11 protein-coding genes are annotated in these 17,911 nt (G+C 38.7%); 6 read left to right on the top strand and 5 right to left on the bottom strand.

Annotated elements, in window-relative coordinates; all coding sequences use genetic code 11:
- Nucleotides 1-246: 246 nt before the first annotated feature.
- Nucleotides 247-2,061 carry a hypothetical protein gene (locus tag CXF85_RS00285; RefSeq protein ID WP_101226531.1) on the top strand — a complete coding sequence of 605 codons (1,815 nt, stop codon included), beginning with the start codon at nt 247-249 and terminating at the stop codon, nt 2,059-2,061.
- An 87-nt stretch (nt 2,062-2,148) separates the two neighbouring features.
- Here CXF85_RS00285 and pssA read toward each other — a convergent pair whose 3' ends face one another.
- Nucleotides 2,149-3,477: a CDP-diacylglycerol--serine O-phosphatidyltransferase gene (gene pssA / locus CXF85_RS00280; protein WP_101226530.1), complete on the bottom strand. Its 1,329-nt coding sequence runs from the start codon at nt 3,475-3,477 to the stop codon at nt 2,149-2,151.
- A gap of 377 nt (nt 3,478-3,854) precedes the next feature.
- The gene (locus tag CXF85_RS00270) at nt 3,855-5,897 is read right to left on the bottom strand and encodes an oxidoreductase (protein ID WP_101226528.1); all 2,043 of its coding nucleotides are present in this window, start codon (nt 5,895-5,897) and stop codon (nt 3,855-3,857) included.
- Nucleotides 5,898-6,096: 199 nt separating this feature from the next.
- Here CXF85_RS00270 and CXF85_RS00265 point away from each other — a divergent pair, with 199 nt between their 5' ends.
- Nucleotides 6,097-6,582: a GreA/GreB family elongation factor gene (locus CXF85_RS00265; RefSeq protein ID WP_101226527.1), complete on the top strand. Its 486-nt coding sequence runs from the start codon at nt 6,097-6,099 to the stop codon at nt 6,580-6,582.
- Between the two features lie 60 nt (nt 6,583-6,642).
- Here the strand turns inward: CXF85_RS00265 and CXF85_RS00260 are convergent, their stop codons facing one another.
- Both CXF85_RS00260 and CXF85_RS00255 read right to left on the bottom strand, forming a co-directional pair.
- Entirely contained in the window at nt 6,643-6,858 is a 216-nt protein-coding gene (locus tag CXF85_RS00260) for a dodecin (RefSeq protein ID WP_101226526.1), read from the bottom strand.
- Between the two features lie 123 nt (nt 6,859-6,981).
- A complete protein-coding gene (locus CXF85_RS00255; RefSeq protein WP_101226525.1) occupies nt 6,982-8,346 on the bottom strand; it encodes an MFS transporter in 1,365 nt (454 codons plus the stop codon).
- A gap of 298 nt (nt 8,347-8,644) precedes the next feature.
- Here CXF85_RS00255 and uvrA point away from each other — a divergent pair, with 298 nt between their 5' ends.
- The 4 genes from uvrA (at nt 8,645) to CXF85_RS00235 (ending at nt 16,881) form a co-directional block, all read left to right on the top strand.
- On the top strand, nt 8,645-11,476 hold the full coding sequence (uvrA, locus tag CXF85_RS00250) for an excinuclease ABC subunit UvrA (protein ID WP_101226524.1): 2,832 nt from the start codon (nt 8,645-8,647) through the stop codon (nt 11,474-11,476).
- A 121-nt stretch (nt 11,477-11,597) separates the two neighbouring features.
- A complete protein-coding gene (locus CXF85_RS00245; RefSeq protein ID WP_101226523.1) occupies nt 11,598-12,143 on the top strand; it encodes a GNAT family N-acetyltransferase in 546 nt (181 codons plus the stop codon).
- A gap of 369 nt (nt 12,144-12,512) precedes the next feature.
- Entirely contained in the window at nt 12,513-14,408 is a 1,896-nt protein-coding gene (locus tag CXF85_RS00240) for a propionyl-CoA synthetase (RefSeq protein ID WP_101226522.1), read from the top strand.
- 223 nt (nt 14,409-14,631) lie between these two features.
- Complete coding sequence (locus CXF85_RS00235; protein WP_232771020.1) at nt 14,632-16,881, top strand: hypothetical protein; 2,250 nt, start codon at nt 14,632-14,634, stop codon at nt 16,879-16,881.
- Nucleotides 16,882-16,971: 90 nt separating this feature from the next.
- Here the strand turns inward: CXF85_RS00235 and CXF85_RS00230 are convergent, their stop codons facing one another.
- Nucleotides 16,972-17,835 (bottom strand): pseudouridine synthase, encoded by an 864-nt coding sequence (locus CXF85_RS00230; protein ID WP_232771041.1) that lies wholly within the window; start codon nt 17,833-17,835, stop codon nt 16,972-16,974.
- Nucleotides 17,836-17,911: the final 76 nt, after the last annotated feature.

The raw sequence follows: 17,911 nt of genomic DNA, 5'->3' as shown, positions 1-17,911 counted from the left end.
GACAAGGAGAATAATTAAAGCATAGTCACTCTATGGTTTGATTATTTAATGCAGTATAAAGTCATTTTAAACCCATCGAAGAAGTGCTTGAGCAACATCACTTCATCGATGCTGTGATTTATAATGGAATAACCATTATTTCATCACAGCGCCTTGAATTGAAATAGCTCAAGCACTCTGAAACATGCATCTTGATTGATAACGGGTATAAAGTATTAATCATTTAACATTTAACTCAGGTACGCGATGCAGTTTTTATTAAAAGCCAATATAAAAATAAAAAAATGTAATATTAGCTCGCCAATCCCCAGAACAAAACGGTCACTGACTTGGCGAAATAGTATTACACCAAGACTACTCTCATGGTTAGTCGTTGGCATGCTATTACCTACATCCTTTGACGCTATTTCTGCCTCAGAACTAGCGCTAAAGAACGAAAAACCTATCAGTACTTCACATGATGATTTAATCACTAAACAGGCTTTTGATGACGCAGATAAAGCACTATCTGACCAACAAATACTGTGTGACACTAGCCAACCCAAGATAACGTTCAAACCACAAACCATTTTTGATGCAAACGAAGAAGGATTTACTTTTTTACATCGCTGGGCCAATGCTATTCACATTGATACCAAAATAGTAACCTTAGAAAATGAGGCCACTTTTTTTATTAATAAATGCACAAAAACCTTTGCTGATATGGCTGAACTTGAACGACATTTACGTAGTCGTAAATTTCTAAGGGATGCTGAGGTTAGCGCTGATGAATATGTAGAGAACATTACCATTACCACTTGGGATAATTGGTCACTTATGCCTACCGTTAGCTTTGGCCGTAAAGGAGGTATGAACACTTACAGCTTTGGTATTAAAGAACGTAATTTACTGGGATTAGGCATAGATACTGAAATTGAATCATACCGAAATACCCAACGTTCCGGTTACAAGCTACTAGCCACTATTCCTCTTTTTCAAAAACAAAACACCTCAGTTAAAATGAGCTTTGCCGATAATGATGATGGCCAGCAACGTAGTTTATTTCTGCATAAAATTTTTGCTGGTTTTCATACCAAAACAGCCTACCACCTAGGTTTTAGTGAAGAGTCACGTAACGATACTCTTTTTCAAAACGGTCAAGACCAAAGTGTATTTGGCCATGATATCAGCTTTAAAGAAGGTAGCTATGCTTGGCTTAACTTTAATGATGACAGTAGATTATTAAGGTATCGTTTAGGCATAACACAGGATAAGAACACTTTTTCTGAACTTTCTAGTGAACAAAGCAGCGATTTATCTAGTTCTCCACTCACGGATGTTCATCCCGAAGATAGAGATTTACTTTATCCATGGATTGCTTTCGAATATATAGAAAAGGACTTTAGAAAACTAACAAACGTACATTTAATTACCCAGATAGAAGATTTTAACCATGGCTGGCAACTTAGTTCTAGCCTTGGTATAGGTAATGGTAATAAAGAGAACTCGGCCTGGACAGTTTGGAGAATGCGAGTAAAAAAAGGCTTTAACTTACATGATAATGCCTTGTTATTACTTGATCTAGCGCTGGCCAATGATATTTATCAACAAAGAGATAGTCGTTTATTAGTAAAGATTAGTGGGGAGTATTTTTATCAATTAAATAAGAGCTGGGGCTTTTATTTAAGTAATAACAATGTTGCCAGTACAAATCAATATCTTGATCAGCCAGTAACTATGGGTGGAAATACCGGTTTACGAGGCTTTCCATTACAGTATCAACACGGAAAAAATAGCATTAAGGTCACATCTGAAATCAGGTATTATCCACAAATCAATCTTTTCAAACTCTTTGATTTAGCCGGTGTGGCTTTTGTAGATGCGGGTCGTACTTATGGTGAGTCAACGGTTAAAAATATAGAGGAGGGTTGGTTAGGATCTGCTGGACTTGGCTTGAGATTACACTCTCCTCATTCTGGCGGTAATCATCCTATTATTCATATCGACTTTGCTTTTCCGCAAAGTGAAAACCCTGATATTAATCGCTTTGAAATAAGAGTGCAGGCAAAGAAATCGTTCTAATCGACTTAATATTCCCCCGATTAAATAACACTTGCTTTAACGACAACCCCTTTAAAAATAAAGGGGTTTCGTTATAACAGACAACATTTACAAGAACCGTTTTAATACTCTGTCAATTTGGGCAACACGTATTTTTTTCAATAACTTCTGTGGCTTCTCAGGGTAATCATCTACTGATTCAATATCAGAATAATGCGTGACTTTAGTGGTGTTAACTAAAATACCTACGAGTTCATCATCCGTTTTCTGCAAAAAGTGTTTGTTAGTGTCATCAATTAATAGGCCATTTTCTAAATCCAATGCCCAAGCTCGCGGATTTAAATTACTGCCGGTGATCAAGTGATAACGATCATCAACTCTTAAACCTTTAAGGTGAAAACTATTGTCTTTATCTTTCCACAAGTGAATATTCAATAAGCCTTGATCGATAAAATTTTGATAACGTTTTACAAAACGCTTAAGTAACATTTCATAAACGTAAGGAATAATGCCAATAGTGCTAAAGTCTTCATCGTTACCAATAAAGAAATCATTAGCGGTTTTATCACCAACAACTACGGTTGTTTTAACACCACGTTTTAATGCCTTAATAACATCTCTAGCAAGCGGATGCGGTAGATTAAAATAAGGCGTAAATAGCACCATATTATGTTCGGCTTTTTGTACTAAATGACGAGTCGTTTGGTTAAGCTGGTTTTTACGTCGCCCAAAGCCAACTAACGGCGTAATAAATGCTTTATCACTTATGATCTTAGACTGACTGAGACCTTGTTGCTGAGCAACGCTATAATGAGATTTTTTTAACTTAAGCTTTAATGCGACTAACGTTTTCTTTTGCTCGTTTGCATCAGGTGTCCACTCTTGATTAAGTAGTGGCGCGAGGCCTGAATCGATAAAAGTGTCAGTTAAATAATGACAAAAACTATCGGCTAATGTCGCACTATTGATAGTACAGTAACGATCTAAACGATAACGTTCACCTTGGTGTAAGTAAATATCATTAATACTTGCACCCGTATAGAAAAGCTTTTCATCGAAGACCATGCCTTTAAGATGCAAAACACCAAAGACTTCTTTACGTTTTACTGCAGCGCCATATATGTTGATTGTTTGCGGATAATCTTGTGCTAACTTTAAGTACAAAGCACGGTTACCTAAGCTCGCCTTTTCACCGATTAAACCGCGTTGACCGCGATTAAAGTCGACAAAAACATTAATCTCTATCTCTGGAAAGTTTGCTTTAGCTTGATATAACGCATGGAGGATTTCTCTACCTGCGTCATCATCTTGTAGATACAAGGCAGTAATGAATATACGCTTTCGCGCACCTTCAATTAATAACAACAACTGCTGCTTATACTCTTTAGGCGTGGTGAAAAATTCAACATCACTGCCATCGACAATTATTTCTTGCACTGTGCTCTATCTAAAAAAAATCAATTCGGGACAGTATATCAATAGTTAACCAAAGAAATATAGGGTTTTTCTTCGGTTAACTACCCTAAACACCATCGATAAGGGGTAATTATATACCCAAGCCACATGAAGAAGCTGGTTTCAGCTGGAATTAGAAACGCCTTTAGGCAAGGCATTGATTGAAAAGAATAGTTATTCTATTGTCGAAATCAATAACGTAGCATAAAACGTTTCTAAACCAGCCTTATGGGACCCTGAGCAGTTTATGCGCATCGTAGCCTCCTTTTTGAAGGGAGTACCCTTAATAAAAAGAAGCGATTTGATTATAAATCGCTCAGTGGTACTGAAACACGTAGATTCAAGTAGCTTGGGTATCGTTAAATTTGCACTGCTAATTCAGCTGCTTGGCGTATTGCGCGTTTAGCATCGAGTTCAGACGCAACATTAGCACCACCAATAAGGTGTACAGGTACACCGCCATCAATGAGTGCTTGCTGTAAGTCTCTATTCGATTCTTGCCCAGCGCAGATGATAATATTGTCAACTTCAAGTAATTGCTCTTTACCATCAACTTCAATCACCAAACCTTTTTCGGTAATGGCTTTGTAGCTCGCGCCTGCGACCATATTAACGCCTTGTTTAACTAAATTAGCTCTATGCACCCAACCAGATGTTTTACCTAAACCTTTACCTACCTTGGTGGTTTTACGCTGTATCAGCGTGATCTTCCTTTCTGGATGATGCTTAGGTACATCTTGTTTATCTAGTAAGGCACCATTGTTCTGATAATTTTTATCAACCCCCCAGTTTTTAAGCCATGCCTCTGGGTCATTAGTTAATGACTTTTCTGATAAATAAGTTGCTACATCAAAACCAATACCACCCGCGCCTATGATGGCAACATTATTGCCGACTTCGATTTTATCTCGTAGCACTTGTAAATAAGTAAGCACTTTCTTACTCGCGAAGCCTTCTTCTAGCCCTTCAATACCTAATTTTCTTGGTTTAATACCGGTAGCAAGTATGACTTCATCAAAGCCAGCCTCAAGTAGCTTTTCTGCACTTTGTTCACTATTAAGATGTACTTTAATACCGTGCAAACTTAACTGTTTGTTAAAGTAACGTAAAGTTTCAAAAAACTCTTCTTTACCAGGCACTTGTTTCGCTACATTGAACTGACCACCTATCTCGCTAATTTTATCAAATAGCTCAACATGATGTCCTCGCTCTGCAGCATAAACACTAAATGCTAAACCCGCAGGTCCTGCACCGATCACCGCTAATTTTTTAACTTTTTTAGCTTTTTCTAAAACAAGTTCTGTTTCATAACATGCCATCGGGTTAACTAGGCATGAAGCGCGTTTTTGTGCAAAAACGTGATCTAAACAGGCTTGGTTACAACCAATACAGGTGTTGATTTCGTCGGCTTTATTACTCGCCGCTTTATTAACAAACTCGGCATCCGCAAGGAAAGGTCTCGCCATTGACACCATATCAGCTTGTCCTGTCGCTAAGACTTGCTCGGCAACTTCAGGCGTATTAATTCGATTGGTCGTGATAAGTGGAATAGACACTTCTTTTTTCATTTTTTCAGTAACCCAAGTAAATGCCGCTCGGGGTACTGACGTTACAATGGTGGGCACACGTGCTTCATGCCAACCAATACCTGTGTTAATTAATGTGGCTCCTGCTTGCTCTACCGCTTTTGCCATGGTGACAACTTCTTCCCAACTATTACCACCTTCAACCAAATCCAACATAGATAAACGAAAGATAATAATAAAATTTTCGCCCACTTTTGCGCGTACCGCTTTGATCGTTTCAATCGCTAGGCGCATTCTATTTTCAATGCTACCACCCCACTCATCACTACGTTTATTGGTTCTGACACAAGCAAACTGGTTAATTAAATAGCCTTCAGAGCCCATTATTTCTACGCCATCATAACCAGCTTCAGCTGCCAATTTTGCTGAATAAGCATAATCTTTAATGGTTGATTTAATTTGCCTAACCGACATAGCTTTAGGCATAAAAGGAGAAATAGGTGATTTAACTTTACTTGGAGCGACCCCAAAAGGGTGATACGCGTATCGACCGGTATGTAATAGCTGCAAACAAATTTTGGTTGGGTATTGATGAACGGCGTCTGTTACTTGTTTATGTTTTTTTGTTTGCCAAAAATGACTTAACTCGCTGCCAAAAGGCGCAATTCTACCGCGTAAATTAGGACTTACACCACCGGTAACAATTAAGCCAACTCCGCCTTTTGCCCTTGCTTGATAGAATGCAGCTAATTTAGCAAAACCACCTCGCTCTTCTTCAAGGCCAGTGTGCATGGATCCCATAAGGACACGATTAGCTAATTGGGTAAAGCCAAGATCTAATGGTGCTAGTAAATGTGGATAGGCAGTTGTTGTCATAATTATGCTCTGCTATTGGTCGTACCAGTTGGAGTAGATTCATTAATTTACTGGCATTTCGTCAAAAACACAAGTTATGATAAAATAGCTTCGTTAAAATCAGATTGAAATTAGCTTAAAAGTAAGCAGATATTAACTCAACTACCTAGTTACCTACGGCTAACTAGCAACATTTATAATAACGATAGAATATAATTTAATGCCTAATAAAAAACAGTTAATTGATCTTGTTGTCATAGAGCTTTCGAAAGAACATCAACAAGCGATTGACGCTGCAAACGACGCGCATGCCGCTGCGGTTGACGATCAAAGTGTTGCTGAAACACAATATGATACGCTAGCGATAGAAGCGAGCTATTTAGCCGAGGGGCAATCTAAGCGAGTGATTGAGTTTCAGCATGCCATTGATGCTTATAAAGCACTCAATTTAGTTGAATTCAATAATGATAGTTATATTGCTTTAGGTGCTTTAGTCCAATTATCCGCTGATTTGGAAGCTAATCACTGGTTCTTTATTGGCCCTGCCGCAGGTGGATTTCGCTGTCAGCTAGATAAAGTAAATATCACGGTAATAACACCTCAATCCCCCATGGGAACGGCATTAATTGGCAAACAACAAGATGATGATATAGAAATAATGCTTGGTTCCAATAAGCTAACAGATTACATTGCTGCACTTAAATAAGCTAAATAGACTTAACTTAGCTCATATTAAATTACGCTAAGTTAGGCTAAGTTACGTCGCTTAACTCGACTCTATCTTAAAGCCAATTTTCAAAGTAACTTGGTAATGACCAACAGCGCCATTAACTATATGGCCTCTCGTTTCTGTGACCTCGAACCAATCCATATTTTTGATGGTTTTATGACACTCCGCCAAGGCATTCTCTATAGCTTCTTCAATACTGGTTTTAGATGAACCAACCATTTCAATTTTTTTGTAAGTATGATGTTCTGACATAATAGTGACACGCTAAAATAAAGAATAAAGTAAACTTTAGTTTAGCGTGCTTTTGTCAGTTTGCTGAGTGAGTAAATAACTAAATTTATCCATCAGTGAGGAAAAGTAAGCAGTCGGTAATCTCTAATTTTGTAATAAAGCTTTAACAGCGAGTAAATCAACCTGTTTAACATCAACCTTTAAATAAGCGACCGCTTCGGTATGCACGAGTGTTGCTTCAATAACGCCTGGCATATTAATTAATTGTTCCGCCATTTTACCCGCTTCTTCTTCGCAAGTAATATTAGTGGCAAAACTAAAGCTCTTAGATTTCTTTAATGGCTGCATTCCAAAACTTATCACTAACCAAATAACAGTTACTACTGCCATCACTAAGAAAATAGTTTGCTCACCGTACTGACTGGCAATATAACCACCAACAATACCACCAACAAAAGCGCCTAAAAATTGGCTACTCGAATAAACTCCCATCGCACTACCTTTAACGCCAGCAGGTGCTATACGCGATAAAATCGATGGCATAGTGGCTTCTAAATAGTTAAAGGCAGTAAAAAATATGACAATAGATAAGACTAAGCTCCAAAAACCTGTAGGTAAAAGCCAAAGTAAAAATAAAGCTAAAGACAATAAGGCTATTGCAGCGCTAAACATTGGGTTTTCTTTTTGTTTCTTAATGGCAAAAATCATAAAAGGAACCATTAAAAAGAAAGAACCAAGTAAGGCAGGCAAGTATATTTGCCAATGGTCTTCGAGTGCTAAACCACTAGCAACAAACTGTTTAGGTAAGGTGATAAAACAGGCAGTTAACGCCATATGTAAAATGAAAACGCCCCAGTTTAAACGTGATAACTGTGGATGACGAATTAAACGAGTAATTTGCTCAGGCAAAGCGACATTATCGCCACGAGGGGCTTTATTTACCGAGTTTGGCACCATGAATTGAATCATAGCCATCGCAAAAATAGTCAATAATCCCGTAAACCAAAATAAACCACTTAAGCCAAAGGCATCAGCGACTATTGGTCCTAAAATCATGGCAAAAGTGAATGATAAACCGATAAACATACCTATGGTTGCCATCACTTTAGGTCGCTGTTCTTCACGGCTTAAGTCCGCCGCCAACGCGAGTACGGCACTAGCAATAGCGCCCATGCCTTGAATTGCACGACCCAGCACTACACCATAAATAGTGTCGGACATTGCCGCGACAATGCTACCAATTAGAAACACCACTAATCCAGCAAGAATGACTGGTTTTCGGCCAAACTTATCAGACAAAATCCCCATAGGTATTTGCAACAAAGCTTGAGTTAGCCCATAAGCACCAATAGCTAAGCCCAACCACATAGGGCTATAACCCGTAAGTTGTTCACCATAAATGGCGAACACGGGTAATATCATGAATAAGCCTAACATGCGTACGCCAAATACACTTGCTAAGGAAAATGCGGCTTTTTTCTCAATACGGTTTAAACCTGAAAGACTCATACGTTGCTGAAACCTAAAGTAAATGGAGAAGCGGTAAAAATTGCCGATAGTTTACCATGCTAAGAAGCACAACAAAATCCCCACAATGAAAACAAGGTGTTAAGCTGGTCGTCATGCTAATTTTTTTGGTTCGTCTGCTTAACGACATATTACCGTTTGTTACCTTTTTTACAGTGCTAATGAGGTACTGTAAAAATAAACAGTTTAATTTGATATTCTGCCTTAGATTAGTTTTTATACTGTAAATTATATGACATAATCGTCGGTTCTATTTTATCGCTATTTGAGTTAAAAACGCATGAAGAATATTGAAGTCAGAGGGGCTCGCACGCACAACCTCAAAGACATTAGTTTAACAATACCTCGAGATAAACTCGTGGTAATTACCGGCCTTTCTGGCTCAGGAAAATCTTCTCTTGCCTTTGATACACTCTACGCTGAAGGACAACGTCGTTATGTAGAGTCTCTTTCAGCGTATGCTCGTCAATTTTTATCGTTAATGGAAAAGCCAGATGTAGATCATATCGAAGGTTTATCACCCGCCATTTCCATTGAGCAAAAATCAACGTCTCATAACCCCCGCTCAACCGTTGGTACAATTACTGAAATATACGATTACTTGCGTTTACTTTATGCGCGAGTTGGTGAGCCTCGTTGTCCTGAACATGGTCAAGCACTGGCAGCACAAACTGTTTCGCAAATGGTTGATAAAGTTTTAGCGCTTGAAGAAGGTACTAAAGTAATGCTGCTTGCGCCCATTGTGCAAGACCGTAAAGGTGAGCATGTAAAATTACTTGATAACTTAGCTGCTCAAGGTTTTATTCGTGCGCGCATAGATGGTGAAGTCTGTGACTTATCCGATCCTCCAACGCTAGAATTACAGAAAAAACACACTATTGAAGTTGTCGTTGATCGCATAAAAGTACGTAAAGACATTCAATTACGCCTGTCAGAGTCTTTTGAGACGACCCTAGCCTTAACTTCAGGCACGGCTAAAGTCGCTTTTATGGACGAGCCCGACCGAGAAGAGTTAATTTTTTCAGCCAACTTCGCTTGTTCACTCTGTGGTTACAGTATGCAAGAGCTAGAGCCTCGTTTATTCTCTTTTAATAACCCAGCAGGCGCTTGTCAAACGTGTGATGGCTTAGGCATTGAACAATATTTCGATAGCACTCGGGTGATTGCCAACGGCGAATTAAGTCTTGCTAATGGTGCCGTACGTGGTTGGGATAAGCGTAATTTTTATTACTTTCAAATGCTGCAAGCCCTTGCCTTACATTTCAAATTTGACGTTGATAAACCTTTTAATAAATTATCCGCTGAAGCGCAAAAAACCGTACTTTTTGGCAGTGGCAAACAAGAAATTGAATTTAAATATATGAACGACCGTGGTGATGTTGTGGTGCGTAAGCATCCCTTTGAAGGCATCATCAATAATATGCAACGCCGCTATAAAGAAACCGAATCAAACTCTGTACGTGAAGAGCTAGGAAAATATCTTAATTCACAACATTGCCCTGATTGTAATGGTAGTCGATTACGCTTAGAGGCTCGTAATGTCTTTATCGACGATACACCACTTACTGTCGTGGCTGATTTATCTATTAGTGATGCGCTCAACTTCTTCCAAGGTTTAACACTTACCGGTCAAAGAGGCCAAGTTGCCGAAAAAATATTAAAAGAAGTAAACGAACGTTTAGGCTTTTTAGTGAACGTTGGTCTTAATTACCTCAACTTATCCCGCGGTGCAAACACGCTATCTGGTGGTGAAGCACAGCGAATACGTCTGGCCAGCCAAATTGGCGCAGGTTTAGTGGGCGTGATGTATGTATTAGATGAGCCATCAATTGGCCTGCATCAACGTGATAATGAACGTTTACTTGGCACCTTATTACACCTTCGTGACTTAGGTAATACCGTTATAGTCGTTGAGCATGATGAAGATGCTATTCGCGCGGCAGATTTTGTTATTGATATTGGACCCGGTGCCGGTGTACATGGTGGTGAAATTATCGCCCAAGGTACCGTAGATGACATACTCAATTGTAAAGAGTCTTTAACGGGTAAATATCTTTCTGGCGTAGAGCGTATTGAAATACCTAAGAAACGTCATGCTTTTGATAAAAAGAGTGTTGTTAAGCTCAAAGGCGCTACCGGCAATAATTTAAAAAATGTTGATTTAGTCATTCCAACGGGTTTAATGACCTGTGTTACTGGTGTTTCTGGCTCAGGTAAATCAACCCTTATTAACGATACCTTATATAAATTAGCCCATATTGAACTCAATGGCGCAACAATTGATGAGCCCGCGCCTCATAAATCAATTACCGGTTTAGAGCTTTTAGATAAAGTTATCGAAATTGATCAAAGCCCGATTGGTAGAACGCCACGTTCTAACCCAGCAACCTACACAGGTATATTTACCGCGATACGTGACATGTTTGCCGCTACACAAGAGTCTCGCTCTCGTGGTTATAAATCAGGTCGCTTTAGCTTTAATGTTAAAGGTGGTCGCTGTGAAGCCTGTCAAGGTGACGGCATGATCAAGGTTGAGATGCACTTTTTACCTGATGTTTATGTACCTTGTGATGTGTGCAAAAGTAAGCGATATAACCGTGAAACGTTAGAAGTTTTATATAAAGGTAAAAATATCCATCAAGTTTTGGATATGACCATTGAAGATGCGTTTGATTTTTTCAAAGCCATACCTGCGATAAACCGTAAGCTACAAACCTTAATGGATGTTGGGTTAACTTATATCAAGTTAGGTCAATCTGCCGTGACTCTCTCTGGCGGTGAAGCGCAACGCGTTAAGCTTTCAAAAGAGTTATCAAAAAGAGATACCGGCAAAACCTTATATATTTTAGATGAGCCAACTACTGGACTGCATTTTCACGATATTAAACAATTGCTCAATGTTATTCATCGATTACGTGACCATGGTAATACCATCGTTGTGATTGAACATAACTTAGATGTTGTTAAAACAGCCGATTGGGTTATCGATTTAGGTCCAGAAGGCGGTGCAGGTGGTGGTGAAATATTAGTGACTGGTACACCTGAACAAGTTGCCAAACATAAAACCTCACATACAGCGAGATTTTTAAAACCTTTGTTAGCGTCTAAATAAAGCAATTGCTTTAACTTTATTAATAGTAACCATAACAACAGTTAAGCATAACAACAGTTAAGCATAACGCAAAATACATTGCGTTATATTTTGCTTCTTCCTTTTATTTAATAGGTTTTTTATGCACATCAATAATAGCGAACGACTCAAGTTTAGATTAATGGACAGCGATGATGCTCAAGTTTTGTGGGCATTAGATCAAGACCCCGAAGTAATGAAGTTTCTTAATGGCGGCACCCCCACCAGTATGGAGATAGTTAACAGTACGTTTATTCCACGCATGGAAAAGTATCGAGATAGCGATAAAGGCTGGGGAATTTGGCAAGTATCAGACAAAGTAACCAATGACTACTTAGGTTGGGTATTAATCCGGCCGATGGCATTTTTTACTGATACACCCAACTTTACAGATTTAGAATTAGGCTGGCGTTTTTTCCAAAGTACTTGGGGAAAAGGTTATGCCACCGAAGCTGCCATAGCAATTAAAGAGGCTGTCACCGCTCACTCTGATGTCACCCATGTTTCAGCTCTTGCTGTGGCAGATAACTTGGCTTCAGTTGGCGTAATGAAAAAAATGGGCATGAGTTTTGTTAGAGCATATTTACATAAAGACCCAATCGGTGACTTTGATGCGGTGCATTATCAAATGCCGGTGACAAAGCGCTAAGCCGAAAGCCGATTAATCAATCGGTATTTCGATTAAGAAAACCTTCCTTACATCGGGTTAATAACCTGCCCCCAATAGCACTGAAAACATTAGCTTTTCAGTGCTATAAACAATCTCATTGTCGACAGTTATACCTTCCATTTCTTTTTTGACAGTTATTCCTCAGCTATATTAAAAATATTTTCAGCTCAAAAAATCAATAATTAAAAACAACAAATAACAATAAAAACAATAAAAACAAAGAGATATTTAAGTTCACCAGGACCTCCCTCCCAAGCAAAAGCTCAAATATTAGGCTAAGGTCTAATAGGTTAATTTTGTCGACAGTTTTACTGTATGTGTATCAGCATTATTTAAAAGGCCAATATAATGAAACACACTGCACAGCAAACATTAGCTATAAACTCACCGGAAACATACTGGCAAGAGCAGGCAGAGCTTGTTGCATGGTATAAAAAACCTCAAACAATATTGTCGACAAATAATGACTCTTGGCATGAATGGTTTGCTGATGGTGAACTAAACTCTTGTTATCTTGCGCTGGATTATCATGTTGAACAAGGCCGAGGGGCTCAAACTGCGCTGATATATGATTCCCCTGTTACCGGAAAAAAACAAAAGTTTAGTTATAGTGAGCTCACCAGTTTAGTGGCAAAGTTTGCTGATGTACTGCGAGCACAAGATGTTAATAAAGGAGATAGGGTATTAATTTATATGCCAATGATCCCACAAGCGGCTATAGCTATGTTGGCATGTGCTCGATTAGGTGCAATTCATTCGGTTGTTTTTGGCGGCTTTGCTGCTAATGAACTTGCCGTACGTATCAATGACGCTGAGCCAAAAGTGATTGTAGCCGCCAGCTGCGGTATTGAAATAGCAAAAGTTATTCCCTATAAGCCACTTATTGATGAAGCCATCGAAATCGCTGTTCATCAACCTAAAAACTGTATTATTTTTCAAAGAGAAGAAGTTCAAGCATCGCTTATGCAGAACAGAGATCTTGACTGGCAAGAACAGATTGATGTAGCGGTAGAAATTCCACCTGTGCCTGTTAAAAGTACCGATCCCCTCTATATTTTGTATACCTCTGGTACCACGGGAAAACCCAAAGGAGTGGTTAGAGATAATGGTGGTCATGCTGTTGCCATGCTTTATAGCATGAAAAATATCTATGGCATGCAACCAGGAGATACCTTTTGGGCCGCCTCAGATGTAGGTTGGGTTGTTGGTCATTCATATATTATTTATGGCACGTTAATGGCGGGTTGCACGACAATAATGTATGAAGGAAAACCGATTAGAACGCCTGACGCTGGCGCTTTTTGGCGTGTCTGTGCTGAGTATAAAGTAAATGCTTTATTTACCGCTCCGACCGCTTTTCGTGCGATCGGAAAAGAAGATCCACATGGCGACTTTTTAAAAGACTACGATCTTTCTTCATTAAAACGTTTATACCTGGCAGGCGAACGCTTAGATCCAGCAACCTATCATTGGCTGAAAGAAAAAACACAGTTACCGGTAATCGATCATTGGTGGCAAACCGAAACAGGCTGGGCAATTGCCAGTACACCATTAGATGACGGTTGTGGCAATATGATACCCACAAAAGCGGGCTCTGCAGGATTTCCTGTCGCGGGTTTCAATGTTGAAATTCTTAATGCAAGCGGTCAACAAGTGCCTGCAGGAAAGCAAGGCAGTGTCGCTATTAAATTGCCACTTCCTCCCGGCTGTTTAGCGACTATTTATCGCGACCCTGAGCGCTTAACATCGGGATATTTGTCAACTTATCCTGGTTATTATATGTCCGGAGATGGTGGCTATATTGATGAAGAGGGCTACCTCTTTATCATGGGTCGCATTGATGATGTTATCAATGTTGCAGGTCATCGTTTATCAACCGGTGAAATGGAAGAGGTTTTATCGGCTCATCCTGCGGTAGCAGAGTGCGCTGTTGTCGGTATTAATGATTCATTAAAAGGACAAGTTCCTCTAGGGTTGGTAGTGATAAAAAATGGTGTTAATACCAGTGACGAAGATCTAATTAGTGAATTAAAGCAAAGTATCCGCAATGATATTGGCGCAATAGCGTCATTGAAAAAATTACTTATTATTGATCGATTGCCAAAAACTCGTTCAGGTAAGATTTTACGGAAAACTCTTAGACAAATGATTGACGGACAAGAGATTGAAATACCGTCAACCATAGAAGATAGCCAAGTAATAACTGAGCTGTCATCAACTCTACTTAATATAAACAAAGCATAAGCTTTTATATAATAATCTTTATCAACACAAGGAAGTGTTGATAGCGCAATATTTTGCAGATAATCAAATAATAGTTTGAATAACTTGACTTTTTTTTAGGCTATTTCCAACTTTGTATCCTATATTCATTGGTGCTAATAAGAATATCAAACAGATAATTTATTGTACAACGTAGAGCCGCTATAAATTAATCCAATTGATATAAACATCATGGAGATAATGGATGCAAACGAAAAACACTACCGCCAAAACAACAAAAACAGTAAAGCCAACAGTCAAGAAAGATCAAAGCAACGCTAAAACGAAAGCAGCTATTGCTAGCTCATCGGGTATAACTCCAAGTGATGATTTTGATATCATAGTAAAAACAGATAAAAGTGCTAATAGGTCTTCAGATCCAACACACCTCTATTTTACTGAAAAAGACTTGTCTCGTATTTTAACTAATTTAGATACCTTACGTGATGAAGTATACCCTGTCCCTTCAGAACAAGAAGGGCAAGAAAAAAAACCACAACCTTTCCCATCAGTTTGCCTTATTGGCCTAGGGCGATGTGGATCTAATATAGCGCTAGATGTTGCCTCATTAGTTCACAGTGCCCGCAATTATTATTTAAACGAATTTCATAATGAGATGAAAAAAGCCAAAGAACGTGAAGGCAGTTCGTTAAAATGGATAAAACGCAGCTTAAAACTACAAAATAAAAAATCGAACAAGCCGGTTTTTTTAATTGAGCCATTAGTCATGCTGGGCGACTTAGATAAAGATATTGAAGGGCGGATTCGGTATTCGTCACAAAGCTATGATAAAGATTTTCTTGATGATTATAGTAAACTAAAAATAATGGATTTATCCGAGGTTCACGCCGGTGGTGCTGGTAATGCGCCTATTTTAGGACAATATCTTGCTAAAATGATCCTCAATAAAGAAACAGAACATTTCAGTAATACTGATTGGCAATTCATCCATTCTTACCTGATTGATTCATGTGGCATTAAAGCCAACCAATCGCGATTATATTTTTATATATTTAGTGCTGGCGGAGGTACTGGCTCTGGAATGGCGTCAGAGTTTGGTTTAGCTCAGCAATACTCTTACATGAGCAAAACCTTTGAGATTCGGTCAGAAAAAGAAATAGCCACTCACGGGCAAAATTTTGTCTTTGAGCCTATCTTTACCAGCGGAATTTGTATTCTACCAAATATAAACGACCCAAGTATTGAAGTTTCTGAAGCACTGCATATCAACGCCGGCCGTTTATTATGTAAGTATTTGGCTGAAGAGTGGGACTTTTCGTACAATCTAGATAATGAGAAAGATCATGTCGACGGAGATGCGCCTTATCGGATCAGGCCATGGAATGCCATGATGCTAATATCAAATGACATTATGCGTTATGCAGAGCAAAGTGATACCAACGGTGGCATTAAATATATTGATGTCAATACTATGGAAAAACATGCCAACCAATATATTAGCCAACAAATTTTTAATATATTAACAGCACAAGCTGTCACTACAGATTACGATGATAACTACTTTCGTCGTGCTGGTATCGATATAGGGGAAACTATTCGTTTAGATGCTAATGATTTATTCATGAGCTTAGCGGGTCCTGTTGCTATCGCTTATGCCGAATCAGTAGTAGCCGACTCCCCACCAGCAAACCATGATCAAAAGCAACCTAGTTTTAATGGTGAAAAAGTTGTATTAGATGTTGACGATTTATTTTTCAGGTCAATTGATTTACCGCACTTTAATGACGCCACACAAGCTATTGAAGGGGTTAGTTTATTACCCATAGAGTCAGAAGAATACAAACTAGCCCTAGAGAAATATAAAAGCTCAGGTTTTGATGCCAAACATTTGAAAGAACTTCATTTTTTCAAAAATTGTTCATCAATTGTTTCTATTATTTCTCTTCCTAAAGACTATAAATTGTCTTATATGGACTTGAATAAGCTAAAAATGCATCTGAACAATTTATTCCCCAATACCACGTTAAAGCGCTACGCTTTAGTTATTGGTGCCTCAGCTAATTTATCGTTAACGACCTTAATTGCCAAAAGCCCATGTTTAAGTGATGACTTTTTAACACTCATTGTTTCTTACATTAAACGTTGTTTTGCTAAAGAGGAGTATCGCTTCGATGATTCTTTAGATGTAGCCATTATCGACTTTATTAAAGCGCCGGTATTTGATGAATCAAAATTGGAGGAAATGTTAATTGAACATGAAAACCCGGCAAAAATACTCGATACCAATTGGTATGCGATCAAACCTATGTATGAAAAGAAGTATCGAGAATTAGTCCGTGATGATAAGAAATTTACTTCCATTAACGATATACGATTAACCATCGATAGTGTGAAAAAATCAATCCATTACCTGAGAGAAATATATCGTCATCGAATAAGTAAAACCAAGGTTATCTCACTCAATAAAAAGTCTACTAAGCCGAGTGTTTTATAGTGTTTGTTCTAAATAACGTCGAGAAAACCCCGTGATTCTAGCGAAATAAAGTCGCGGGGTAGTTCAAAAACTAAAGACTACAGACCTTATTTAGTCTTTGGTTTTATGGCTGTTATAAGGCCAAACATCTTTTAGATCTTCCTGCTTCACATCATCCTGTTTACTAGAAGATGTTTGTTCAGGCGTATTCTGTTTAGGCTTGGAATCACTTTCTTTATCTGCATTATTTAATGAGGCCGATAGCTCTTCAAGATCACTCATGTTTGCAGTCGTCTGTTTAGGCTGAGCTGTATTGACAGCCGTTTTACTCGAACTTTCAACGGCTTTGTTAATTTCGGCCATTTCAACGTCCGTTAATTCTCGCCATTGTCCTGGTGCTAAATTGCCTAACCCAACTTTCATAATACGTGAGCGTTTTAATTTTAAAACCTCATAATCAAGATATTCACACATACGGCGAATTTGACGATTAAGACCTTGAGTAAGGATAATGGAAAACTCAAAACGGCTTTTAACTTGTACGATACAAGGTTTGGTAATGGTGCCTAAGATAGGTACGCCACGAGACATTCTCTCGATGAAACGTTCACTTATAGGTTTATCAACGGTGACAATATATTCTTTATCGTGAGCATTTTCAGCGCGTAGAATTTTATTAACAATATCGCCATCACTGGTGAGAAATATCAAACCTTCTGACGGTTTGTCTAAACGACCGATAGGGAAAATACGTTTATTGTGGCCAATAGCATCAATAATATTACCGCGCACATGTTTTTCAGTGGTACAGGTAATACCAATAGGTTTATTATAAGCGATGTAAATGCGATCCGACTTGTCATCTCTAGTTGGCGATATTTCATACCCGTCTACTTTAACTACATCTCCCGCTAACACCTTAGTACCAAGCTCGGGCACTCGCTCATTGATGGTTACACGCTCATCTTCTATCATTTTATCGGCACTACGGCGCGAACAAAAACCAGAATCACTAATGTATTTATTTAAACGTTTTGGGGGCGTTGGAGTG

It is taken from the genome of Colwellia sp. 75C3, from assembly GCF_002836255.1.
GTDB lineage: Bacteria > Pseudomonadota > Gammaproteobacteria > Enterobacterales > Alteromonadaceae > Colwellia.
This window is presented reverse-complemented; position numbering and strand designations above follow the sequence as displayed.